This is a genomic window from Paraglaciecola sp. L1A13 (genome assembly GCF_009796745.1).
Taxonomy (GTDB): domain Bacteria; phylum Pseudomonadota; class Gammaproteobacteria; order Enterobacterales; family Alteromonadaceae; genus Paraglaciecola.
Map to the genome: position 1 here is coordinate 3,086,731 of NZ_CP047024.1, position 22,914 is coordinate 3,109,644.

The 22,914-nt window shown below is 41.7% G+C and carries 22 protein-coding genes and 2 pseudogenes; 9 read left to right on the forward strand and 15 right to left on the reverse strand.

The features are described 5' to 3' along the window. Positions 1-79: 79 nt before the first annotated feature. The 4 genes from GQR89_RS12875 to tatA form a co-directional block, all read right to left on the reverse strand. On the reverse strand, positions 80-1,534 hold the full coding sequence (locus tag GQR89_RS12875) for a PhoX family phosphatase (protein ID WP_158770416.1): 1,455 nt from the start codon (positions 1,532-1,534) through the stop codon (positions 80-82). A 173-nt stretch (positions 1,535-1,707) separates the two neighbouring features. Then, entirely contained in the window at positions 1,708-2,508 is an 801-nt protein-coding gene (tatC, locus tag GQR89_RS12880; RefSeq protein WP_158770417.1) for a twin-arginine translocase subunit TatC, read from the reverse strand. Beyond that, entirely contained in the window at positions 2,505-2,939 is a 435-nt protein-coding gene (locus GQR89_RS12885) for a preprotein translocase subunit TatB (RefSeq protein ID WP_158770418.1), read from the reverse strand. Before GQR89_RS12885 ends, tatC begins: the two co-directional genes overlap by 4 nt. 60 nt (positions 2,940-2,999) lie before the next feature. Beyond that, positions 3,000-3,206 carry a twin-arginine translocase TatA/TatE family subunit gene (tatA, locus tag GQR89_RS12890; RefSeq protein WP_158770419.1) on the reverse strand — a complete coding sequence of 69 codons (207 nt, stop codon included), beginning with the start codon at positions 3,204-3,206 and terminating at the stop codon, positions 3,000-3,002. A gap of 265 nt (positions 3,207-3,471) precedes the next feature. On the opposite strand from tatA, the gene GQR89_RS12895 reads away from it, so the two are divergent. Beyond that, on the forward strand, positions 3,472-4,035 hold the full coding sequence (locus GQR89_RS12895) for a hypothetical protein (RefSeq protein ID WP_158770420.1): 564 nt from the start codon (positions 3,472-3,474) through the stop codon (positions 4,033-4,035). Between the two features lie 33 nt (positions 4,036-4,068). Here the strand turns inward: GQR89_RS12895 and GQR89_RS12900 are convergent, their stop codons facing one another. Continuing rightward, on the reverse strand, positions 4,069-4,866 hold the full coding sequence (locus GQR89_RS12900) for a glycine betaine ABC transporter substrate-binding protein (protein WP_158770421.1): 798 nt from the start codon (positions 4,864-4,866) through the stop codon (positions 4,069-4,071). 513 nt (positions 4,867-5,379) lie between these two features. On the opposite strand from GQR89_RS12900, the gene GQR89_RS12905 reads away from it, so the two are divergent. Continuing rightward, on the forward strand, positions 5,380-5,721 hold the full coding sequence (locus GQR89_RS12905; protein ID WP_158770422.1) for a 5-carboxymethyl-2-hydroxymuconate Delta-isomerase: 342 nt from the start codon (positions 5,380-5,382) through the stop codon (positions 5,719-5,721). A gap of 125 nt (positions 5,722-5,846) precedes the next feature. On the opposite strand, the gene GQR89_RS12910 is transcribed toward GQR89_RS12905, so the two are convergent. The 3 genes from GQR89_RS12910 to GQR89_RS12920 all read right to left on the reverse strand — a co-directional run bounded on the left by GQR89_RS12910 (position 5,847) and on the right by GQR89_RS12920 (position 7,919). After that, positions 5,847-6,398 carry a thioredoxin family protein gene (locus tag GQR89_RS12910; protein WP_158770423.1) on the reverse strand — a complete coding sequence of 184 codons (552 nt, stop codon included), beginning with the start codon at positions 6,396-6,398 and terminating at the stop codon, positions 5,847-5,849. 67 nt (positions 6,399-6,465) lie between these two features. Then, positions 6,466-6,756, reverse strand: a complete 291-nt coding sequence (locus GQR89_RS12915) for a putative quinol monooxygenase (RefSeq protein ID WP_158770424.1) — start codon at positions 6,754-6,756, stop codon at positions 6,466-6,468. A 137-nt stretch (positions 6,757-6,893) separates the two neighbouring features. Next, positions 6,894-7,919 (reverse strand): zinc-binding alcohol dehydrogenase family protein, encoded by a 1,026-nt coding sequence (locus GQR89_RS12920; protein WP_158770425.1) that lies wholly within the window; start codon positions 7,917-7,919, stop codon positions 6,894-6,896. Positions 7,920-8,057: 138 nt separating this feature from the next. Between GQR89_RS12920 and GQR89_RS12925 the strand changes: the two genes are divergently transcribed. Together GQR89_RS12925 and GQR89_RS12930 are read left to right on the forward strand one after the other, a co-directional pair. After that, the gene (locus GQR89_RS12925; protein WP_158770426.1) at positions 8,058-8,993 is read left to right on the forward strand and encodes a LysR family transcriptional regulator; all 936 of its coding nucleotides are present in this window, start codon (positions 8,058-8,060) and stop codon (positions 8,991-8,993) included. A 212-nt stretch (positions 8,994-9,205) separates the two neighbouring features. Then, positions 9,206-10,321 (forward strand): patatin family protein, encoded by a 1,116-nt coding sequence (locus tag GQR89_RS12930; RefSeq protein ID WP_158770427.1) that lies wholly within the window; start codon positions 9,206-9,208, stop codon positions 10,319-10,321. A 126-nt stretch (positions 10,322-10,447) separates the two neighbouring features. On the opposite strand, the gene GQR89_RS12935 is transcribed toward GQR89_RS12930, so the two are convergent. Together GQR89_RS12935 and GQR89_RS21755 are read right to left on the reverse strand one after the other, a co-directional pair. After that, entirely contained in the window at positions 10,448-10,939 is a 492-nt protein-coding gene (locus tag GQR89_RS12935) for an arsinothricin resistance N-acetyltransferase ArsN1 family B (protein ID WP_158770428.1), read from the reverse strand. Between the two features lie 443 nt (positions 10,940-11,382). Further along, a pseudogene (locus GQR89_RS21755) lies at positions 11,383-11,571 on the reverse strand (DUF885 family protein); the annotation flags it as partial. 256 nt (positions 11,572-11,827) lie between these two features. On the opposite strand from GQR89_RS21755, the gene GQR89_RS12945 reads away from it, so the two are divergent. Beyond that, complete coding sequence (locus GQR89_RS12945; protein ID WP_158770429.1) at positions 11,828-12,334, forward strand: EF-hand domain-containing protein; 507 nt, start codon at positions 11,828-11,830, stop codon at positions 12,332-12,334. Between the two features lie 104 nt (positions 12,335-12,438). Here the strand turns inward: GQR89_RS12945 and GQR89_RS21540 are convergent. The 4 genes and pseudogenes from GQR89_RS21540 to GQR89_RS21545 all read right to left on the reverse strand — a co-directional run. After that, positions 12,439-12,656 (reverse strand): annotated as a pseudogene (locus GQR89_RS21540) (transposase); the annotation flags it as partial. Between the two features lie 9 nt (positions 12,657-12,665). Beyond that, positions 12,666-13,349 (reverse strand): PEP-CTERM sorting domain-containing protein, encoded by a 684-nt coding sequence (locus GQR89_RS12950; RefSeq protein WP_158770430.1) that lies wholly within the window; start codon positions 13,347-13,349, stop codon positions 12,666-12,668. 732 nt (positions 13,350-14,081) lie between these two features. Continuing rightward, the gene (locus tag GQR89_RS12955) at positions 14,082-14,741 is read right to left on the reverse strand and encodes an NADPH-dependent FMN reductase (protein WP_158770431.1); all 660 of its coding nucleotides are present in this window, start codon (positions 14,739-14,741) and stop codon (positions 14,082-14,084) included. Between the two features lie 399 nt (positions 14,742-15,140). Beyond that, complete coding sequence (locus tag GQR89_RS21545) at positions 15,141-15,311, reverse strand: hypothetical protein (RefSeq protein WP_233268964.1); 171 nt, start codon at positions 15,309-15,311, stop codon at positions 15,141-15,143. Between the two features lie 903 nt (positions 15,312-16,214). On the opposite strand from GQR89_RS21545, the gene GQR89_RS12965 reads away from it, so the two are divergent. Together GQR89_RS12965 and GQR89_RS12970 are read left to right on the forward strand one after the other, a co-directional pair. Next, positions 16,215-16,787 carry a DUF3365 domain-containing protein gene (locus GQR89_RS12965; RefSeq protein ID WP_158770432.1) on the forward strand — a complete coding sequence of 191 codons (573 nt, stop codon included), beginning with the start codon at positions 16,215-16,217 and terminating at the stop codon, positions 16,785-16,787. Between the two features lie 137 nt (positions 16,788-16,924). Further along, positions 16,925-17,365, forward strand: coding sequence for an OsmC family protein (locus GQR89_RS12970; RefSeq protein ID WP_158770433.1), 441 nt, complete (start codon positions 16,925-16,927; stop codon positions 17,363-17,365). Positions 17,366-17,432: 67 nt separating this feature from the next. On the opposite strand, the gene GQR89_RS12975 is transcribed toward GQR89_RS12970, so the two are convergent. After that, positions 17,433-19,751, reverse strand: coding sequence for a peptidase U32 family protein (locus GQR89_RS12975; RefSeq protein ID WP_158770434.1), 2,319 nt, complete (start codon positions 19,749-19,751; stop codon positions 17,433-17,435). Positions 19,752-19,918: 167 nt separating this feature from the next. Here GQR89_RS12975 and GQR89_RS12980 point away from each other — a divergent pair, with 167 nt between their 5' ends. Both GQR89_RS12980 and GQR89_RS12985 read left to right on the forward strand, forming a co-directional pair. Beyond that, the gene (locus tag GQR89_RS12980; protein WP_158770435.1) at positions 19,919-20,620 is read left to right on the forward strand and encodes a glutathione S-transferase; all 702 of its coding nucleotides are present in this window, start codon (positions 19,919-19,921) and stop codon (positions 20,618-20,620) included. A 680-nt stretch (positions 20,621-21,300) separates the two neighbouring features. After that, a complete protein-coding gene (locus GQR89_RS12985) occupies positions 21,301-22,191 on the forward strand; it encodes a DMT family transporter (RefSeq protein WP_158770436.1) in 891 nt (296 codons plus the stop codon). Positions 22,192-22,914: the final 723 nt, after the last annotated feature.

Genomic DNA, 22,914 nt, shown 5'->3' on the forward strand with positions numbered 1-22,914 from the left:
GATAGAACCTATCTTCAGCCTGTAACTAAGCGCGCTGATATGGGTCATCAGCGCGTCCATTACCAATAACATGCTTTAGTTAAAGTGCGCCATTTTCCCAAGGGCCGGTAATGGCAAATGTCACACCCGGTGACTGCACATTGGCAAACAACCAGCGACCATGGAAACAGGCACCAGCCCATTCTTGACTGGTGAAGCTGCGACGAGCACTGCCATCAACTGATTCCCCCACTGAATCCCAAAAGTTAACTTGAGTACCAGGATAAATACTGTCGATAGCCGCTAAATCACCTTCATCTAAGGCAATGTTATTCTCAGCAAACGGGAAAATATCGCCAGACTTGGTTAAACCAATGAGACGCTTAGGGTTAGAGCCTCCGTCTTCACATAACAACATGTTGCCCCGTGGACTAATAGCTATGTTGTCAGGGCCGTCAACTTGAGTGGCCGCATCTTGAGATTCAAACAAAATGGTGACCGTTTCCATGCGTGGATCGTAGCAAAAGACTTGACCAAGATTAGCAGCGCCACCAGAGGTCGAGACAAAATAGATTTTGCCATCGTCATACCAGCAGCCTTCTCCGCGCTCGATGATGGCAGCGTTAAAGGCCTGATCGAAACAACGTTCGCTCATGGCGTCTGGGTCTGGCACTTCTTGCCATGTCACATCCCACACTGTGCCCTCAACTAAACCACCACGTAAGTCAAAGCGCGGTTGATCATTGACTACCATCGCAAACAGCTTACCACCCGATTTTAAGTCTCCCCACTGACCTGTTGCTTCAAACTTGTAGAATGCAGAAGAGCCTGCATCTTCAGTTTCGTACACGTAGCCGGTTGCTGGGTCAACAGCGGCGGCTTCATGGGAAAAACGGCCCATTTCACGAATGGGTTTGCCATCAGAAATACCAAAGCCAGGTACTTCAAAGATATAACCGTGGTTAACGCCTTGTGGACCTGCATTCCATGCATGGAATGTTTCTTCACAGGATAACCAAGTGCCCCAAGGTGTTACACCACCAGCACAGTTTCTGATCGTGCCACCTAAGCTGTTATACGAAGATAAAAATTCGCCTTTAAGCACATCGAACATGACTGTTGAAGTGCCACCATTTTGCGCATCATTGTAGACGCCACGATTACCGCGTGGAGATGAAGGAAACCCTTCACCTTCAGAACATTCGTGATTACGTACCAATGCAACAACATTACCTTTTACGGCCGCTACGCCCATTCCGTCATGATCTGTCGGTGTCGGTAATCGGTCGGCTTGAATTTGCCCTGTCCAACCATAGGAAGTGTATTCAAACCCTTCTGGTAACGATAACAACATTAAGCCTGTGGCTTTATCGGCAGTAGGAACAAGCGGACCATAAGAACTGCTAAAAGGTAATGATGCTGCTTGTGCTTTACTGGATAACGCCATAAATGCCGTGCTTGCCGCGGCAACTGAACCGCCTTTTAAGACCTGACGACGGCTAAACGCGGGTTCAATTTTGTCTTCATTGGTAAGTGTAATATCGTGCTCTAACATGTTATCTCCTCAGTTTTCGTTTTTTGTTATACAAAGGTTCAACTGTGTGTCGACGGCAACCCAGCCAGAACTAAATTAGCGACATTAGATTACATTTTCGTAGCGTATTTTTTACAATTTGGGGATAGTTTGATGGCATATTTATGGCGCTAATATGACAACGAATACATGAACTAAACAGATTGATCCATTTGCTTGCGCAGCATCTGTTCTTTGTCGGATTGGGTGCGCTGAATCAAAATGATCGACAGCTCATAAAGCAGCAGAATTGGTACCCCTAGGGCTATTTGTGAAATCAGATCTGGCGGGGTAATCAGTGCGGCAATAAAAAATACTACCACGATGGCGTGACGGCGATATTCCTTAAGCATCTGCGCATCAATAACGCCTGCTTTGGCCAGCACCAATAAAAATACCGGTAACTCAAAACATAAGCCAAAGGCCAAGATTAAACGGATCACCAATGCCAAGTATTCACTCATTTTGGCTTCAAGCTCAACATTGATACCGTCACTTTGCCCTAACGATTCAAAGCTAATAAAAAATTCCCAGGCGAGGGGCATGACCACGTAAAACGCCAAAGCGGAACCGAGTACAAATAATATGGGCGTCGCAATGAACAAGGGAGATAATGCTTTTTGTTCATTCTGATACATACCCGGGGCTATAAACTTCCAAACCTGTATTAAGGCAATAGGCAAAGTACAAAAGGTTGCACTGAAAAACGCTAATTTAAGATAGGTAAAGAAGGCTTCGTGTAAGCCGGTATATATCATTCTGCGACCGCTATTTGGCCCAAAAATTTGTAACAGTGGCTGCTGCAAAACATGGTAAATCTGCTCCGCAAAAAAGTAAGACACAGCAAACATCAAGGCAAAAAAAGCAAAGCAGTATAGCAGGCGTCTGCGCAGCTCTATTAAATGGGTCAGCAACGGTGCTTTATTTACTTTCTCTGTATGTGTAGCTGAGCTCATTTGCTAATATCCTCACTTTGGCGCGTGTTATTTTTCTCATCAGCCTTGGTATTAACTTTCGTATGTAATGATGGTTCCGCAGGCTCTTGGGCATGCTTATATTGCGCGTTCGCCAGTTCATATTGCGCTGTGTTGTGCTGCCGACGTGCGGCATGCGCTTGGCCAGATAACGTCCCAGGCGTGAAATCATCTGGCAAGTTTTGGATGTCTTTAGGTAAATAGGTTTTCCAGTCAACTTCACTGGTGGTTTGGCTAAGGTTGATTTCATTTTCAAGCTGCTTAAACCCGCCTTTCACATCATTCATCATGCGCTTAGATTTATTGACAGCATGACTGATCATCTTAAACATTTTTGGCAAATCTTTAGGACCAATAACAATAAGCGCTAACGCGGCGACAAACCCCAGCTCCAACCAACTTAAATCAAACATATCCCTCTCCCCTTTGACCGTTGACTGCACGAATAAAAGCAAACAAAGATGCGCTGCGGCTCATTCGCTGGTAATTTTATCTTTGCTTTTAGGCTCTTCCGAGACGTTTTTTACCGGTTCATCGGTATCACTGATGTCGTTTATTCCTTGCTTAAAGCTCTTTATGCCCTGTGCTAAATCCCCCATTAGTGCTGGGATCCGACCTCGACCAAACAATAAAATAAATAACAAAGCCACTAATACTAACTGCCAAACACTTAGACTCATCTTCGATATTCCCCGCTGGTTTTTAAATCTCTCGGAGCAAAAGCATGCGATGAAATTATGACCAATCAGTGACAAAAATATGAAGATAAAAAGTCTGCTTATAAACCGACTGTTTTCGCTACAAAAAAATATGAATTAATGAGAAATTACAGATTTATCTGTCTTTCAAGACTGCTAAATACTGTATTTGTGATAGGCTCCTACGCTCAAAAATGTTAAGTAACCTGCGTTTTTACATTAGCGCAGTATATAAAAAGGTAAGTCCATGAAAGTCATAATCGGTCTCGTTATTCTGCTCGCTATTGGTGCTGTAACTTGGTTCAGCAGTCAGCCAGAGCAAGTCAGTCATCCTATGCAAAACGAAGATTTACCGGTGATTTCACGCCAAGATATACTCGATGCATCGGATTTACTTGATGGCGTAAAACAAGCGCTCGCCCAAGATGACGAAGACATGATTGATGAGTGGTTAAGTAAAGCAGTGGATGTAGCCAAAAGTGCAAAATTACCCAAGCAAGATATCAGTTACTTGCAATCAGATATGGCCAAAGATTATGTGATTTTTCACGCCAAACGCAGCCTGTTTAACGATGCAGTTGAGCAAGCCTATTATGCATTAACGAGTATTGATGACATAAAAACTCAATACCCTGAAGCACAGGATTTGTTTGCCAACGCAGATAAACTTATCGCAGAAAGAAACAATATTCTCGAACAAATCGCCAGTGAGTTAGCCAATGGCGAGCAGCTTACCGACAACCACCGAGATACAGCTCGGCAACAGTGGATACAGCGGTTCAATGCTCAAGCAGATATGCCTAATGGGTAACCCATTGTTGATATGCACTGACCCAAGTCTGATTCAAACGTACTCGTTGTCTTTGAGCCAGACCTTTGTTACCAAGTCTAGAGATTTACCTTCACGACAGATTTGATAATCGAGCGCTGCAATAATGTTATTAGAGAAACGTAGTTCGTCTAAACGTTGTAGTTGATCAAATGTGAAGTATGCTTTTTTATCATCACGGATCAACAATACCGCTCTCTCCACTGTCCCTAACAACCCTTTTGGTTCCGTCAGTTCTCGAATCGGATACTTGTGATGTAAAAATTGAGGCTGCCACAATGGCACAACGATCCATGTTTTATTGGAAATGGCCCTTTCAACTACGCTAAAACAATCTTCTTCAGTCCCTGGAAAAAAGTGGTATCCCGCATCACGAAGACCATACTCCTTCATCATTTTTATTGAAAGACGCGTAATATCGGCCTCAGGATGAATACCGGGAATAGTAGAATTCATTTTGGCAATCACATCCGGCTTAAGCAGATCGCTTATTTCTTTCACCGCGCTTTTAGGGACGTAGTCTGGCACCCCCCAGAAACAGTATGGTGCATAATGTAAGCCGAGTTCAGTGATAGACACCTGTTCTGCAATAGCAGATTGATACCCGCCATGACTTGAAGGTAACCAAACTGAACACAGCAAATCGATATATCCCTTATTTAAACGGGAAACGCAATCTTTAGGAGACGAATATATTCGTTCTACCGTAAACCCCATATCGGTTAGCACATGGCGCACTAACGAAGCCGTTACTCGGTGAAAAGATAAATCAATTACACCCAAAGTAATTTGAGTTACCGAATTAGACGACATATTTTATAGACCTCGCACACTGATACTAGCTTCCAACGACAAATCGAAGAACTCTTTGTAAAATAGGTGAAAGACGATATAGCAATGACGAATTAATATATATTCTGCTTTAGTGTGGCATGTATCATTTAATTGAATGGCCGATACATTGCATTTGTTGCTGTGGCCCCTGATTTTTCCCCCAATCATACGTATGGCATTGAGTAACTCACATTCAACATTGTCAGTATTATTCATCCGAACATAATCTAACCACCCTCTAGACTGCGATTTATCTTATCGCTATGGGTAAATGAGTTGCTAGACGCTATCTGATAAATTAATACACACCAAATTAAATGCTTTTTCAATTAGGTCTAGGTTAGCCAATAGTAATACATCAATAGGCTTTAATCCCCAACGGCATATCAGCAACGGTGAATAGGGTATAAACAAACATAGCGTTACCCCCTTTACACAAAGCATTTCGTCCGTTTAAATGTATGTTCAATTATTAAGAAGGTTAAAACTTGCATGCCTAATTTTGTTATCGAATACAGCGCCACTCTAGGCCAACAAATTAATGAAGACGCATTGATGGATAGTGTGTTTGAAGGGGCTAAAAATAGTGGGCATTTTCCACCTGAGGCCATAAAACTTAGAACTGAAAAGCGGTCAGGATTCCGTTTACATGGTAAACAAAAAGACTTTTTACATATATCTGCGCATATTCTAAGCGGACGTACTGATGAACAAAAAAGTGAGATATCCAATGCGGTTCTGGCGCCATTAAAAACATTAGCGCTACAGAGTGTGTTTGTCTCAGTGGAGATTGTTGATATTCACCGAGCAAGTTTTGTCGATTTTGAATATTAAGTGATAGGATTTTAATCGTTTTACCTGCTTGAACTGAACAATCAACGTACAACACGACATTATCAGTGCAGCCTTAACCTTCTAAACAAAACCACGGCACTTAAGACCATGCCGTGGTGCTGGTCCTATTCATTGCGCCACTTAATCGAACAGCCCATACTCGGTGTTTGTTCTTTTGGCCCCTGCCCCGTTTCAGCAATTTGGCGCATGGCGTTTACCAACTCCGGTATACGGTTATCAGTATCTCCCATGCGAGCATCGTCTAAGCGACCTCTGTACTGCAATGACCCCTTAGCGTTAAACCCAAAAAAATCCGGAGTGCAAACAGCACCGTAACGCTTACCCACAGACTGATCTTCATCTACTAGATAAGGAAATAAAAACTGATGTTCTTGTGCGAAACGCTGCATATTAGTCGGTGAATCAGCGTCTACGTAACGGTAATCATTCGACATAATAGCCAAAACATTAATGCCCTCATCCATTAACGTTTTTGTGTCAGTGGCAAGTCGTTGGGCTATGCGCTGTACATAAGGGCAATGATTGCATATGAAGGCGATCAACAAGCCTTTGTCGCCTAACTGTTTATTCACAGTGAACGTCTCACCTTCTGGAGTCTTCAAGCTAAAATCTGGCGCTTGGTAGCCAAAGTCACAAATTGGGGTATCGAGTAACATATAAGCCTCTGTATCTTAAACCTGTGTCCGTTTATTTATTCATTCGCGCGCCCGATTGATAAGCACACTACGCAATATGCGTCATTTCATTTAAGGTCCAAGATTCAACTGCCTCATCAACAGCTACACCATACGCTGCCATGTAATCTGCATTCATATGGTGCTGCCATAATTCACGGCTCTGCCAGTTTTCATAGAACATAAAGTGCGCAGGATTTTCAGCGTCTTGATGCAAGTTATAATCAAGGCAGCCTTCTTCGGCGCGGGTTAAATCAATCAGCTTTAATAATTCGCTTTTTACCAAATCTACTTTGTCGTCTTTGGCAATGATATTGGCCAGTATGGTCAGTTTTGTCACAGTATTCCCCTACATCAATGATTGAGTGGCGCAAACTATTTGCTTGAACCATTCCGATTATCTTTTGTTTATTTACGCACAACCGCACGTTAATTCAACTTATAAAATACACATTTAACAAGCTGGATGGCTAAAAACTAAAACCCTTCTAAAACGATTTTGCCAATCGACCGACCAGTTTCTAATGCTTCGTGCGCAGCACGTAAATTCTCAGCATTAATTGCCCCTAGGTTTTTACCCACAGTCGTGTTTACATAACCTTCATCTACTAAATTAGCCACGCGGCTTAGCAATATACCCTGTTCATGCATATCTACAGCGCTGAACATGGAACGGGCAAACATAAATTCCCAATGCAATGACAAACTCTTGGCTTTTAACTTGGTCACATCTAATGATTCAGGATCGTCAATCATGGCAATTTTGCCAAAGGGCGCGATCAAATCAGTGTACGCTTCGAAATAAGTATCCGTGCTATTTAAACTAGCGATGTGCGTTACCTGGCCAATATTTAACGCTTCAATCTGTTCTTTTAATGGTTTGCTATGGTCGATAACATGGTCAGCCCCGAGTTTTCTCACCCACGCATTTGAGCTTTCTCGAGAGGCAGTACCAATTACCGTGGCACCGGTTATCGCTTTGGCCAATTGAACTAAAATTGAACCTACACCGCCGGCAGCGCCTACTACTAGGATAACCTCATTTGATTTCGCATCAAGAGCAACTGATTGCTGCTTAATCGCAAGGTGTTCAAACAATATCTCCCAGGCAGTAATCGCGGTTAGTGGCAAGGCTGCCGCTTCACCATTGGATAGACTTTTTGGCTTTTTGCCCACAATGCGTTCATCCACTAAATGATATTCGGCATTATTACCTTGGCGCGTGATATCACCAGCGTAATAAACCAAATCACCAGGTTTAAAACACGTTACTGCGTCGCCAGTAGCTATGACTTCGCCCATGGCGTCCCATCCTAGTACTTTAAATTCGCCTGCTTCGGGGGCCATATTTAAGCGCACTTTATAATCAGCGGGGTTAACCGATATAGCGCTAATTTTTACTAATAGATCCCATCCTTTGGCGATAGGCTGCGCCAGCTCTATATCCATTAATGATTCAGGGTTAGTGATAGGAAGTGATTTGTTATAGCCAATTGCTTTCATGGTAATTTCCTCTTGGATTAATCAGTTGTTTGGTATGAATTTATTTGATGAGGAGATAATAGACCTTGATTTACCTCCCTTAAACAGCATAATAATTGAAACATTATCAAAAATTATTAGATAATAGGTAAACCCAAGATGTTATTAGAAGACTTGCAAGTGATACTTAAGGTGGCAGAATTTCGCAGTATTACGGCGGCGGCCACCAGTTTAGATATGCGTACTGCTACCGCCAGTGCCGCGGTTAAACGCGTTGAGGCATCACTAGGGGTGGATTTATTTGTACGTACCACTCGCCACTTACGTCTATCAAATGCCGGTGAGCGGTATATACCTCATTGCCAACAAGCGCTGCAAACACTCAGCATTGCCAAGCAAAGCGCTAAGGGAGATTTGGATATGGTGGACGGTGAATTGCGTATTGCCTTATCCTCTGACCTAGGGCGAAATATCGTTCTGCCCTGGATAAACGAGTTTATGCAATCCCACAAAAAGGTCAGTCTGCGAGCAAACATCACTGACAGCAATATAGATTTCTACCGAGACTCGGTTGACCTCGCTCTGCGTTATGGCTCACCTAATGATGCAAACGTATATGGTTTTAAAATCTGCAACGTACCGCGTATTTTGTGTGCCACCCAAAACTATTTAGACACCCATGGTACGCCTGCTCACCCACACGATTTAGCTTCCCATCAGGGTTTGTTTTATCAGTTACAAGAGATAATCAAAGATGTATGGGTATTTAGTCACGACAGCGGTGAATTTAAAATTAAAATGAAGGGTAAACACGCTTCGAACGATGGCGATTTAGTCAGGCGCTGGTGCGTCGACAGCCATGGTATAGCAGTAAAGTCATGCCTCGATATGTCAGCAGATTTACTGGCCGATAGAGTCGTACCGGTCATGCAAGACTTTGTACCTGTCGCTACCGAATTATGGCTGATTTTCCCGAGCAGACAATCAATAACACCGGCAGCCCGTTTATTGCGCGATATGCTCAAAGACAAATGCAACGATATTCTAAAAGCACTGGTGGCAAAAAATATAATCTCGCGCAACGTGTTTGACTAATAGTTAAATAATGTCATCAACGCTCACTTCAACACTTTGGGTGAACAGCTTGTTAAAATCTATTTAACAAATTAACATCAAGCCAGTTAAACGCTTTTTCCAATTAGAGCGATTTAATTACTCAATTATCCGTGCCCCTACTTAATCCTTACAATGCTGTTATTAACACGACTTCCCGTAGACATAACGTAAATAGCACAAGAAGGTTCACCATGAAATCCCTAGATACAACCACGCCTATCCCCCTAGACAATACTGTGCAGCTAAAACTGGCACTGATTGCTGAAGGTGGTGGTCAAAGGGGGATATTCACCGCAGGCGTGCTTGATGCTTGGTTAGAAGAAGGCTATGACCCTTTCGACATGTTTATTGGCACGTCTGCGGGTTCGCAAAACCTGACCAGCTATTTAGCGCGCCAAAAAGGCTATGCTAAAAGATTGATCCGAGGCTTATCGCGCCACAAACGATTTTTTCAATTAGGCCGTGGTTTGGTGGGCAAACATATCGTGGATTTAGACTGGTACTTTGACAAAACCACCGAAGCCAATCGCGCTATTGATTTTGCAACAGCCAAGCGATCACTGGGCGACCGTGAACTGCTCATTACCACGACCAATTCACGAGACCGAGCGCCGTACTTTCTTAGTCCAACGGGTGAAAGCCACCAGTGGCGCGAATTGTTGAAAGCATCTAGTGCACTACCCTTCTTATACAAGCAAGGCGTGAAGCTAACGCCGTGGTTAAATGCCCGCGCGGCCAATGAGCTCGATGCCACAAATGAACAAGACAAAGTACAGCCACAAGCAGATTTTTATCTTGATGGTGGTTTGGCTGCCCCCTTACCCGTGCGTGAAGCGTATAATCGAGGGGCCCGGAAAATAGTAGTGATCCGCACGGTCAATGCTCACTTTCAAGCGCAATCAGCTTGGGTGCATAAACTCAGATCATTGGTGTGTGTTTCAGGCTATTGCCCCAAAACCATTGATTACTTAGTGCAACACGAAAAAGCATATCAACAAGAATTAGCATTTATTGCCAACCCACCAGCGGATGTTGAAATAGTGCAAATATTTGCCGATGAAAAACTACAAAGCAAACTTTTAGGCAGTACCGACAATGACCTTAGACACGATCACAAAGCTGGTGTTGCGGCAGGTAAAGCCTATTTACAACAACAGAATGTCATTGAACAAAACCTATCGTTCAACATCAATCAGGTCGATTTAATCACAGATTCAGTGCAAGATTATCAGCATGCGTCTAGCGCAATAATCGCCAAACAATTGGCTACGCAGCCAACAGCTGCTGCCCAGCGTTTATCCGCTTAGGCTGGGTTCGTTCACTGGTTGATTGAGTTGCTTGATTTAATAAGCTGACTCACCAAAAAATTAGGAGCCGGTTAACATGGGTCTCTGGTTAGTTCGGGAGCACAAGCAACCGACTACAGAGATTTGTTATGTGCGTAAGCTCAATTGCCAATATCCTACATCTAGCCATTTACCAAATTTAAAACCAACGTTAGGGAAATGAGCGACTTTCTTCATCTTCATTTTCTCGTGTAAACCTACACTGGCAGGGTTAGGCAAAGTTATACCGCCAATCACATTATTGATATCAAGAGATTTAAGCCTGCACAAAAGCTCTTCATATAACAAAGTGCCTATTCCCTCTCCTTGTGTTTTGCTAGAAAGATAAACGGTGGTTTCTACAGAGAAGCGGTAAGCACTTCTTTCTTTCCATTTAGTGGCATAAGCATATCCTACAACGGCGTTTCCTTTTAACGCGACAATCCATGGTAAATTGGATATTTGAACATTTCTGATCCGCTTAGATATTTCAGCACTAGGCACAGTATTTTCTTCAAACGTTATGGAGCTATTCATAACATAGTGATTATATATTTCAGCAATTGCTTTTGAATCATCGATAGTTGCGTCTCTAATCATAAATACCCCAAGCAAAAAATTACAGGTAACAGCTAACGCCCATTTCAGTGGTTGATAATTGGTTGCCAATCGTTGTCACGAAACGAAAGCGAGCAAACGGTTTGCAGTCTCGCTTTAAAGGTCTGTTTTGTTTACCTATTCGAGCTTTTCTCATTCTTCGATGTATCATTGCATACAATACAATTGATATTCGTTTGATAAAGGTATGCTCGCCTAATAACAAAAATAGCGACAGTTATTATTGACCAAATAATAGCGAATTCTATCGAGTATTCGATATCTCTACCTTTTAAATTTTGAACGCCTGCAAGGAGAATAAATACAATGGGTAATGCCACAGCGTATTGTAAAATTCATTTTTTTATTGGCATCATGCTAATATCAGACAGATGGACTTAATACATACTGGGAAGAGAACCATCTGGTGTGCCGGGCAAGTTATACTAAGCTTCACCGTCTTGCTCTTTGAATGGCTCTAACCGTCTCACTTCAAGATCTCCTTTTGGCAAAATACCGAAGTAGTTAGGCAACTGAGCTTTAAGAGAAACGCAATACGCTTCGCTATCATCGAGATAAGCCTGACGCCCAGCATCGGTATTAGGATAGTAAAACCGCTCATCGTTTTTTATCTTTTTTGATGCCTGCGAAGAACGCCTGGTGTCATGCGAGTTATTGCCTCATGGCATTCCGGAAACTGGCAAAGCGTTGCCGCAATCCTCGCAAAATCCGTTTCATAAAATGTCATGCATTAGCCACCTTGTCGATAAAAAAATTTATTATATAAATATCAAAGGCTTATTTACCCTCGTTACACCTTTACGAAATCTTTACATTAGTTGGACTTATTCATGCTTTGGTATAGCTGATTTTAGCCAGCGGGAGCAAGTAATGAGTATAATGTCTATCGGTGGAGGCGTTGATCCGTCTGCCCGTAAACAGGAACAATCACAACAGCAATTTGATATTGCCGATACCAATCAAGATGGGACGGTTAGCGCAACTGAGTTTATGGAGGCACTCACTACACAAGGTGTTGAAAGTACTAAGTCTGCTGATATGTTCAGTAATATGGACGGCAATGGCGACGGCAATCTATCTCAAGATGAGCACAATAAAGCCGTACAGGAACGCGACCAAAAAATGGAGCAGATAATGGCACGTATGGACGGGGAAATCAGTCTATATGGGGAACCAGATGCTAGCAAAGAGTCTCAGTTTGATTCTTTTAAAACCATGTTATCTTCTATCGCTAATGACACTAAAGATCAAGATACAGCAACTCGGCTAAATGATTTGTTAGTGGAATTAAAAAACGATGGTTATTCAAAAGACGGTGTGCAACGTTCAGTTGAATTAATGAATAAAGTCGCCCCACCGATCAATACCTCCGCATAAAAAGTGAGTTGTCCGTAGATACCGTTTTATCTGATAAAACATCAACCATGCCTATAAAACCGCGGTTGATGTTTTAGCTTAAGGCATTTACTGCTCAGCTAGCGCATTGCATTATCAACACATATCACGATATGAGTATGATTACTCGTTACCGCATAATCCCACCCATCGATTGCAAAAAACAGTGCCTATGCGAAATACTCGTTGTTCTACCCAACCTCGCCTGTGTTCATAGCTTTGACCCGTTAACTTATCTTCTCAACATAAAAATTGAACGCCGTACACGGCGGGAAACACCATGGTAACAGTGAGTATCGAGTAAACCGTCTTTTTAAAGGTGGGTGTCGCAATAAATTTTCTTTTTATACCTTTTATTTGCGCGTCGGCGTACAAAACCCAAACCAGCTAAACCGACACCGAAGAGTAAAAAAGAGGCAGGCTCTGGGACTGCGACTGATTTATATAGCCATACCCCAAAACTGACATCACTAAAATTTGTTTGTATAGGTGAAAATTCGACTATACCACCACCTGTCCCACTGTCTTGAACATAGGCAACGTAAGCTAGATTGGTACTTGGTATACCTGCTCTGGTAATACCAGAAAGCACACTAAAATATTCCGCCCCGGTTGCCCATGCTTCTGTATCTGAAAATAGCCCAGTGTCATTCGGGTCAATTTCAGTATGGATCAATTCATCAGCCCAAGTGCTATTGGCTTCTGCGAAAGTACTATTTGTATCAAAATAACCAGCCGAGATAATATTTAATCCATAAAACAGCTCTGCGACATCAGTATTTGTAGCCCAAGTCCATCCAGTGAAGTCAACACTATTGAAAACGCTGTCACACTTGCCTGAAATTGCATCACACACATTATTAATTGTTAATTGATCATATGTAAAAGATTGTCCTGAAGTATCTAAAAGTTGCCGCCAATTTTTATCACCGATAATGACCGCGTGACTTGGTAACACACAAACCGACAAAACTAAAAAAAAAAGTGATTTCTTCATTTCTTTATTCCTTTTTATATTTTTCCTAACTGCTAATAAGTGTCATTTTAAAGTACTATTTTTCGCATTTTTCAAATAACACAGGATTCTAACGAATCTTCTCATAACCTTTGTCGAAACGATAATATAGATATACACGATGCTATTTTATGTTGTTTATCGAGAAGGGTATTTTCACATAAAAAACATTAGATAATAATATCACGCGTGACGGTCTTATCTTATTTGGGGTGATAACGAAACTCCCAATTTAACAAAGCATCTATCAAAAAGATCAATAAGCGATAAAGCTGAAAAAAATAAAGTCCCTATTGGAAGCGCAATTAGTTAGTACTTAGCCGTAAACCCATTTTCAGTCTTTAGGCTTTAACGGTTAAATATGGTGTATAACTCAAGTTATAGGCAGCTTTATGTTAGGTGATATGTTCAAAGGTGCTGAAAATGTGTTTGTGATTCAGGCTTGTTGCAGCAGGCTCTTGCGCTTAGCTTCACCATCCCTCGTGTAAGTTGATTATCTGTGTGCTGTTTGAATTATTTTGACGTTGGCTCACGCCTTTAACCATTAACAGGACATCCATGATAATGACGTTCAAAGCAACGACATTATTATTTCAGTTATCGTGGATGTTTTGCTCAGTCTTGTTTGAAAAAGCGAGGGGTTAACATGAACGTCCTGTTAACCCTTTGATTAAAAGATAAATTAAGTCATCAACCAAGTGGGCTATCGTTCCCTTAAGAGACGTTTCGTTGTGAAGGATTAGTCTTAAAGTCACCGATTAACTTATGGGGGTCAACTATTGCGCGCTGCTCCCTTGCGGCTTGCGCCCACCAAACCAACTGTTTGATTGTTCGATCAAAATAGTCGAACCAAGAGTCTTGATCCACCCCGGCTTGGGGAGAGCCGTTTGCGCTGAAAATGTCTTGCGCCTTGGGCACATGTATCATTGCTGAAACTGGCAAACACCCAAGCTCTGATAAATACGTCCGCATTCCAATAGCAGCACGCATACCGCCCCACTGCCCTGCTGAATAGGTGACAATTGCGCTTGGTTTGTAGGAAAACAAAGAGCTGCCAAAGTGATTCAATAGGTTGGCAAGCGCAGGACTCATTGAATGGTTATATTCTGGACTAACCATAATAAATCCATCGGCACTGGATATCTTTTGCGCTAACTTATCGAGTTCATGAGGCGCCTTACTTTTTGGATAGGCGAAGTGTGGTTTAAAGATAGTTTCAAGGGGATAATCCAAAACGTCAACCAACTCTATTTCATGCTTTTCATATCGGCTTGTAAGGCTCGCAAGAATCGCTTCGACTACTCGAACTCCCAAGCGTGCAGGCTTCGGAGGCGTGCTATCACGCGCAGTGCCTAAAAAAACTAAGAATTTCATTTAATGTCTTCTCCTCTGGAAATTTAGCAGAAATTTTCTGTCCTCTTATTGTATTTACATACCAGTAATAGAAAGACATCCAATCTAACAAAGTACCTATTAAAAGCGCAATCAACAAGTACTAAGCGATAAAGGCATCACCATTCAAGAGGCTTTAACGTGTGGAGTTCGAATATATTGGGAATTTGACAAGATTAAGCCATTAAATCTGGCACCTAACTCAAATTGCAGGCTGCATTAAGTTAAGTGACGTGTTGAAAGATACTGAAAATATGCTTTTGTGATTCAGGCTTGTTGCAGTAACCCCCTTGCCTTCGGCATCCCTCGTATACGTTGATGGTCTGTGCGTCGTTTGAATTGTTGTAGCATATGCTCACTGCCTACCGCGGTGGCGAAATGTTATTCGAACTCGGTACTTAGGGTCAGCCATTGTTCGCTGTTGATGTTTAGGCGCTCAAGGATGGGATTACGAACATGGACAATATGGCCTGCTTTATCGTCTCGAGTACATACGTCTGTGCACTCAACGAGTTCGCAGTAATCAATCACGCTTAAGCAATACTTTTGCACGTATGGTCTGTAATTTCCCACAAAGTGTATACGCTTTTTGGGTTACTCACCTTTAGTAAGGGAATGAATTCGGTGTTGAATACTGGTGTATTTTGATGTTTCTGGGGTAGTGCCTATCTTGGCGCGAAAAAACTTTAAGTCTACACAGGTCATGCAGTCCAGTATGGCGCGTTTATCTGATAAAGCCTAAGATTTGAATCTACCTTCTCACTAATTTATAGGGAATAAATTAGAACAGCTTTAGTTAGCCCTCAGGGTGAGCGCCAAGGATGACTGCAAATAAAACCGGCCTGTACATTTATCTTCTTTATTGGCCTCACGGGCAATATGATTATTGAGGTTACGCATTAAGCAACTGATTTCATATAAACGTTAGCGGTAAATCGTCACCGTCTTTTCTAGGTTAATGTCTTCTTTTTTACTAAATATCCCCTCTTTGCTATTTTTGACTCAATAGCGTGCCTTGGTATAGCTTATTTTTACGACTTTTTAGACATGGGTGTCCAGGTAAACTATCGCTTAATTGGATATTTAACACCTTACGATGGGCTTAGATCCGCGATCCGTTGCTTATGTGACCTTGTCGGTTAAACCCAATCTGGAAAAATTGATGTACCTCAATGTTGCTAGCGCAAAATAGCTGATGATAATTTCTGGGTTGGTTATGGCTTAAAACGGCAAAACAAATTAAGCAACGTTGACTAATAACGGGTTAAGGATGATTCCATTAGTTTAGGTTTAGGTTAACTTTAAGTTGAAGAGCATTGAACGATATGTGTGCAGTAAATCATGCAACCTATGAGGACCAAGGGCACGCATCATGGCTTAGCTTAGCGTATCGTTGTTCTTCAGCGAAGAATCGACGGATAAAGTACTAAGTGAACCACTGATTGGAGAGACTATATGCGCAACGCCATTTTATGCTTTGTACTTGTTTTAACTTTATGTTTGGCCTCATCTCAATTGAAAGCTGAGTCTTCTTCCGCTGAGCCTGAACTCAGAAAAGAAGCCATGAATATCGTAAAAATATTCAGTGATACCCTAAAACCTAAATTGAAGGAGGCCATTCAATCTGGCGGGATTGAGCATGCTATTAAGGTTTGTTCAGTTGAGGCGCCTAAAATAGCTTATGATTTAAGTGCTCAAACGGGTTGGAGCATTAAGCGAGTTAGTTTGAAACCTAGAAATACCAACAATGCGCGTCCAGATACATTCGAAAGAAATATACTCACTAAATTTGATCTGCATCAAGCAAAAAGTGACTCACCTACCCTTCTACAATACTCAGAAATTGTTAATAATAAGTATCGATATATGAAGGCTCAAGCAGTTGAGGGGATATGTCTAAACTGCCACGGAAGTTCTATATCTGCAGATGCTAAGAAAACGCTCAATCAGTATTATCCCGAAGATTTAGCCACAGGTTACACTTTAGGAGATATACGTGGTGCGTTTAGTTTAGTGAAAGAATTATGAGTGAGTTCATCTTTTGCGAGTGGGAATAATCTGTCATATTCAGTGCGCTGAATTTAGTATCGTGTAGCCTCATCCCGTGTACAGTCCCTTCGTAGCAAGTTAGGTCCTAGTAACATTCAACTTAGGAATAGATTTCAATGAGCGATTTACCACACCAATACAAGGTCAAAGCAGCAGGCAAAGCAGTGGGCAATTTGACGACCAGTGCTGAACAATTACCAAATATAGAAGTCGCCCCCCCTAAACAGTTCAATGGACCGGGAGACAAATGGTCACCAGAAGATCTTTTAATCGCAGCTGTTTCAAACTGTCTTATTCTTTCATTTAGAGCCATTGCTAGAGCGTCAAAATTAGAATGGATCTCCGTTGAATGTGAATCTATCGGTGAACTTAATAAAGTGGATCACAAAGTACAGTTCACCCATGTTATTTCGAAGGTAAAGTTGATTATACCTGTAGATGAAAACACCGAAAAAGCGGAAAAATTGCTGATAAAGGCCGAAGAATCATGCCTTGTTAGTAATTCACTTTCATGCGAAACACATATTGAATGCGAAATAATACATGCCAGTGAGTAAAGATTAAATCGGCTCACCGGAGGCGTTTCCCCTCCGGTTGTTGCTATGCTTGCTTTAGAACTGTGCGCTATAAACCATTATGGTACTGAATATTAGTGGACTGTGGCACCATGGTCTTAAGTGAATGATTAATGACTGAACTTATGTCATTCCCTTTAAACGAGTCACTACTAAGCAACTGTTCAAATTGCCCAATAAGTTGCGCCTTGTCAGGAGATTCTTTATCTCCCGCGCCGATATTGGTTAAATCAATCATAAATTCATCAAACAAATCAGCCAGATCGTCAATAATTTCGGTATTTAAGAATTGATCTTGGTTATAGATACTAGGGTAACCGGCTTTTTGCTTATCAATGGCAAATGAATCGCCTTTGAGGTTGGTGATACTGGTCGATTTATCACACGAGAGCATACACCCATTGTCTATACGGGGTTTTTCACAGCCAACACTTTGTTGAAAGAAGCACTGCCTACTAGCCATCAATAAAATCGGGTGATAAATGCTGTACAGCATTTTAAAATTCTTCGGCCGAGCAATACTGCTAATTTGCTGTTTATTAATTTCATTAGAAATAAACGCGCCGCTACAATCAAACCCTTCTTGCATCGCAAGCAATGCATACGTATTGGTTGTGTTTAAAAACGGCCCAGCAATCCACTTTATACCGAGTTCGTAGGCTCGATAGGCAATACCCGTGTTGTTAGTCACGATAAGGGCTGGTTTTACCTGCTGTAAAATATTAAGCGCAACGTCATAATCTTTACCAATTAATACTGACGGGAACCAAGGAATTAATCGTGGGTTTTCAAGCAAAAAACTCACGTATTTAGTACAGCCACGCTTATAGGCATCTGGTAACTTAAAGTAAATATCGGCATCTGTTACATCAGCTAGACTTACGTCGGCTTCATCACAAATTAGCAGCGATAAATTAGCTCGGGTATTGCCTTTTTTAGGCGGTGATTTTGCGTGGCGTTCTAATGTGGGTAATAGTACTTCTGGCAGCACTTTTTGCCCACTATTTAACACCCGAGCGACTTCATTCTTAAGCAAGGTTAGCGCCTTAAATGGCATACTAACATTATCAGCTACTTGGGCAGTATCGAGGGACGTTAAAATATATGCCGCGTTGTCTAAACTTTTAAAGCGTTTATTAATGGTAGCGTGATCAAGCGGTGCTTTGTTATTTCTCGTTAGAGCCTCATCAGATTGCAGCACAAAGGTATTCGTCATGGCTTGAGATATAGATGTTAGTGCCGAGGCTTCTTGCGTGGTTACGGTAACGGTCAACGGCCCGCCTTCTTCGCCAGAAAAAACGAGCCGAAGAGTCGGTTTATCAATGCTCAAATGTTTGATTTTTTCAAAGACCGAGGCAGTAATCTGATCTTTTTCAAGGTTTAAGTTTTGCTCAACTTTATGAATTTGCACAATCGAAATCGCATTACTGGCTTCAATGGCATGATTTTTTGAGTTATCACGTGGGTTTTCAATAAACATTGACTGGTTTAAGTCACCACGCAAAAAAGCATTGGAAAAATCTCGGTTAAACACCTTGTATAACCGCTCACCGTCTTGAGTCAACTCACCCGTACTGATAAAACCATCTATTTGCTTTCGAAAGCTATCGACAACGGTGTGCACATAACTCGCGCCTTTAATCCGTCCTTCAATTTTAAACGAATGCACACCTGCATCAATCAACGCAGGTAAATCGAAAAAGGCAGAATTGTCTTTAATATTTAACGGAAAGTTATTGCCAGACGGCGTTGTTTCATACTCTTCACGACACGCTTGACTACAACGGCCTCGATTACCTGAATTACCCACACTGGCTGATGTTGAGTAACATAATCCTGAAAACGCGACACAAAGCGAGCCATGTACAAACACTTCCGTTAATACATCATGCTTATGACCAGTTGCTGCCATGTCGGTTATTTCATTTAAGTTTAATTCACGGGATAGGTTAACCCGTGACGCCCCAAGCTGCTTAAGAAACGGAATTTGCCCGATGTTATGTGTCGTTAGCTGGGTCGATGCGTGAATATCAAGTGTTGGAAAATACTTTCGCAAAATGTAAAACATGCCGATATCCTGCACGATAACGCCATCTAGCGTGGTATTGCTCAGTTTAGTCAGCAGTTTGCTCAGGGATTTAAATTCACGTTCTAAAATCACGATATTCAGCGTCAAGAATATTTGGCATTGATATTCATGCGCTAAACGAATGACGCCAACAAGCTCCTCAAAGGAGAGATTTGACGCGCGGTTACGGGCGTTAAAAGTATCTAAGCCACAGTATACTGCGTCAGCGCCCGCGATAATGGCCGCTTTTATCGCGTCAACATCGCCGCCAGGTGCTAATAATTCAATTTTAGGGTTCATTTATTCAACTTAATTGCCAAGGACTGTATCGGTAATCGTTCGAGATTATTTGAGCGGGGGATTTTACCCGTATAATCCCTCTCTGAATACCGCTAAAATCAGCCCATACAGCAATGGGCAACAGGCTCTATATTAAATATGAACAAGACCAAGGCGAATACAAGTCTATGACCTTACCTATTTTATACTCTTTACGAAATTGCCCTTATGCAATGAGAGCGCGGTTGGCCATCTACAAATCTAAATTACCTGTTGAGCTTCGAGACATCGTACTCAAAAATAAGCCTACAGAAATGCTTGCTGCATCACCTAAAGCGACAGTGCCTGTTTTGGTGCTTTCTTCGAATATAAACGGTTGCGAAGTGATTGATGAAAGTCTCGATATCATGCTCTGGGTATTAGGCAAAAGTGATCCGCTGAACTTGCTGCGCGCTGCAACCTTGAGTAAACCGATAAGTTCAAGTGACATTGCGCCACCAACAAAACTAGCTGATATTCTAAGTTTAATTCACTTATTCGACCATGAGTTTAAAACTTGCTTAGAAGTGTATAAATGCGCCAAGCGCTATCATGAAGCCAATTTGGAAGACTGCCGACAAGTATGTGAAGTCTATATTCAAAATCTAGAGTTGCGCCTAAGTAAGCATGCGTATTTGCTTGATAAGAACGAAAGTTTGGCCGATTTAGCGCTGTTGCCATTTATTCGACAATTCGCCAGGATTGAACGTCAGTGGTATTTGCAGTCACCTTATCCAAACGTTAAGCGCTGGCTTAATCAATATTTGCAAAGTCCAATGTTTACCAAAGTTATGGCCAAATATCCGTTATGGTCACCCGAACAGACCGTCGTAAAATTTGGCGACATATAGTTAAGCGCTTTGGCAACTCACTGACTACATTCCCCACCCATTAAGGGTAAGTAAGATTAATCGTAGAGCATTAGGGCAAGTCACAACGCCATAGAAATTGAGAAGAGGAAAAGCCATATCCAGCACTGAAAATGCGCGATGTGCTTTTTAGCTTAAATTTAACCGGGGCGGCTTGCACTTTAACCCAGCAATTTAGTTCCTGTTTTGCCCGTGAAGTAAAAACGACCTCCGTTATCCCGTAGCTGTTTATCGAAAATGTGGCACAAGCAAAACGATAACATATTGGCTTCCCCCCAGACATCGCATCAAATGAAAGCAGTGCTGTGGCGATAATAAGCGTTCTAAAAATGCGCTTTAACATTATTTGGGCATCACTATTTAGGGCGAGCATTATAACAAGAATACACGGGATCCATAAAAATGGCGGTAAAAATGACAGTTTGGGTGGTTGGTTTTGGTATAGTTTCTTATCGACCTTCTCATTTTACCATCAAGAAACCGAACTAGCGCCGTCACTCATAGCCAATAAATGTTAATCACGAACATAGACGATATGATGTAGCGTATATCTTTATTATCGTTTCGCATCAATTACGGGTAGTCCGGCTTCAAAGCACGTAAAGCCTACTTGATAAGCATATTAATCAACCCTTTACAGCTAACAATAACCTTGAGTAAAAATGAATAAAGCCTACGTCAGTGCATTATTAACCATTATCATGTGGTCATCTTTGGCGGTCTTGACCGTCACGATTACGCATATCCCTTCATTATTATCAGTGGGTTTAGTACTCATTTTCGCCTCGCTACCTGGCTTAAAATATTGGCGTCAATGGACGTTGCCGTGGAAGGTTTGGCTAAGTGCAGTTATTGGAATGTTTGGATACCATTTTTTGCTTTTCGATGCGTTTGGCCGTTCACCCGCAATGAGCGTTAATATGATCCAGTACCTTTGGCCATTGTTTATTGTGCTAGGCACGCCTTTATTTACCCAATCACGTCTTAATGTTGGGCATATTATTGGTGCTATTTTAGGATTTATTGGCGTATTACTGACGTTAACTCAAGAATCTATCACCTTTAATACGGCAGATTTTTTTGGTTATAGTGAAGCTTTTGTTGCTGCATTATTATGGGCGTTTTATACCTTGTCTAACCGGCGTTACACTAAAATGCCAATGTCAGCGGTCGCTGGTTTTTGCTTGATATCGGGTATTCTTGCCTTAACTAGTTATGCGTTAACAGCAGATCTGCAAGCTGTTATTCCTACTTATAGCGATCTGCTTGTTATAGGTTTACTTGGTCTTGGACCTATGGGTTTAAGTTTTTACACTTGGGACTATGCTATTCGTCATGGCGATACACGGGTAATTGGAGCGCTAGCTTACCTAGCGCCATTGTTATCAGTCATATGGATGGCACTATTTATACCTGAAGTGGTGTTAAAACCTGTCCACGTTATTACCTTAATTATGATTATTGGTGGTGCCTCATTAGGCCAGTATATTGAAAAACGTAAATTAGCTGCGCTATTGCTTGTTAATACCGACAATTGCTCGGTAAAGGGTTGAATTTTGCAGGTTCAATCCTCGTTAACCTATCTCGACAAATATAGTTTTTATTTGCCTATTAAAAGTGTGCAAATAGATACGTTATCCTAATTTTAACTTAGGTTTGATGAGTTCTATAAAAGTAGAAACGCGTTTAGTAACGGTTAAAGACTTATAGAATATCGCATTAACTAACTCTCGATCAATTTTTGCTATTAGATATGAATCTAATAGCGTGTACTTGGCTGGCGCCAATTCCCAGCAAAATTAAGCTGCACAGCATCAACCAATAACACTGTAATGATCGTTTAGAAAAGGAGGCACAAGAATGCTCTAAGTGAGTATTAGGTCCTCGCTGATTGTACGTAACCTCTCTAGCTCCCATGATCTTTCCTTTACATGTTTAATTAGAGTGGTATCGCTGTACATCTCGCATGACCGCAAATCAAGTTTGAAATCGAGTGTTATGGCCTATGTTTGAATTGATTAACAATGAATTTTTAGACTGGCACATATACAAAGCGATAAGAAACCCACCAAACGCTTAAATGAAGCAAACTCAAGCAGCCTGAAACGTAAATGAGGTGAAGTGCATCAAAAACTGCAAATAGCAAAACTCACCTGATATAAAGTGCCGTAAGTTATTGGTTGGTCATTGCCCACTTGACTCATTGAAGTGCTACTGTGCCAAACACCTACCTAAAAGGCGGATCCGCTATTCGTAAACTACAATAAGGCAACCCA

Bases quoted from the DNA above. Each gene is read 5' to 3' on its own strand.
- GQR89_RS12910 (WP_158770423.1), bottom strand. From the start codon at position 6,398: ATGTTACTCGATACCCCAATTTGTGACTTTGGCTACCAAGCGCCAGAT.
- GQR89_RS12905 (WP_158770422.1), top strand. From the start codon at position 5,380: ATGCCTAATTTTGTTATCGAATACAGCGCCACTCTAGGCCAACAAATT.
- GQR89_RS12925 (WP_158770426.1), top strand. From the start codon at position 8,058: ATGTTATTAGAAGACTTGCAAGTGATACTTAAGGTGGCAGAATTTCGC.
- GQR89_RS12885 (WP_158770418.1), bottom strand. From the start codon at position 2,939: ATGTTTGATTTAAGTTGGTTGGAGCTGGGGTTTGTCGCCGCGTTAGCG.
- GQR89_RS12945 (WP_158770429.1), top strand. From the start codon at position 11,828: ATGAGTATAATGTCTATCGGTGGAGGCGTTGATCCGTCTGCCCGTAAA.
- GQR89_RS12875 (WP_158770416.1), bottom strand. From the start codon at position 1,534: ATGTTAGAGCACGATATTACACTTACCAATGAAGACAAAATTGAACCC.
- GQR89_RS12985 (WP_158770436.1), top strand. From the start codon at position 21,301: ATGAATAAAGCCTACGTCAGTGCATTATTAACCATTATCATGTGGTCA.
- GQR89_RS12900 (WP_158770421.1), bottom strand. From the start codon at position 4,866: ATGTCGTCTAATTCGGTAACTCAAATTACTTTGGGTGTAATTGATTTA.
- GQR89_RS12980 (WP_158770435.1), top strand. From the start codon at position 19,919: ATGACCTTACCTATTTTATACTCTTTACGAAATTGCCCTTATGCAATG.
- GQR89_RS12970 (WP_158770433.1), top strand. From the start codon at position 16,925: ATGAGCGATTTACCACACCAATACAAGGTCAAAGCAGCAGGCAAAGCA.
- tatC (WP_158770417.1), bottom strand. From the start codon at position 2,508: ATGAGCTCAGCTACACATACAGAGAAAGTAAATAAAGCACCGTTGCTG.
- GQR89_RS12930 (WP_158770427.1), top strand. From the start codon at position 9,206: ATGAAATCCCTAGATACAACCACGCCTATCCCCCTAGACAATACTGTG.
- GQR89_RS12955 (WP_158770431.1), bottom strand. From the start codon at position 14,741: ATGAAATTCTTAGTTTTTTTAGGCACTGCGCGTGATAGCACGCCTCCG.
- GQR89_RS12895 (WP_158770420.1), top strand. From the start codon at position 3,472: ATGAAAGTCATAATCGGTCTCGTTATTCTGCTCGCTATTGGTGCTGTA.
- GQR89_RS12965 (WP_158770432.1), top strand. From the start codon at position 16,215: ATGCGCAACGCCATTTTATGCTTTGTACTTGTTTTAACTTTATGTTTG.
- GQR89_RS12975 (WP_158770434.1), bottom strand. From the start codon at position 19,751: ATGAACCCTAAAATTGAATTATTAGCACCTGGCGGCGATGTTGACGCG.
- GQR89_RS12935 (WP_158770428.1), bottom strand. From the start codon at position 10,939: ATGATTAGAGACGCAACTATCGATGATTCAAAAGCAATTGCTGAAATA.
- tatA (WP_158770419.1), bottom strand. From the start codon at position 3,206: ATGAGTCTAAGTGTTTGGCAGTTAGTATTAGTGGCTTTGTTATTTATT.
- GQR89_RS12950 (WP_158770430.1), bottom strand. From the start codon at position 13,349: ATGAAGAAATCACTTTTTTTTTTAGTTTTGTCGGTTTGTGTGTTACCA.
- GQR89_RS12920 (WP_158770425.1), bottom strand. From the start codon at position 7,919: ATGAAAGCAATTGGCTATAACAAATCACTTCCTATCACTAACCCTGAA.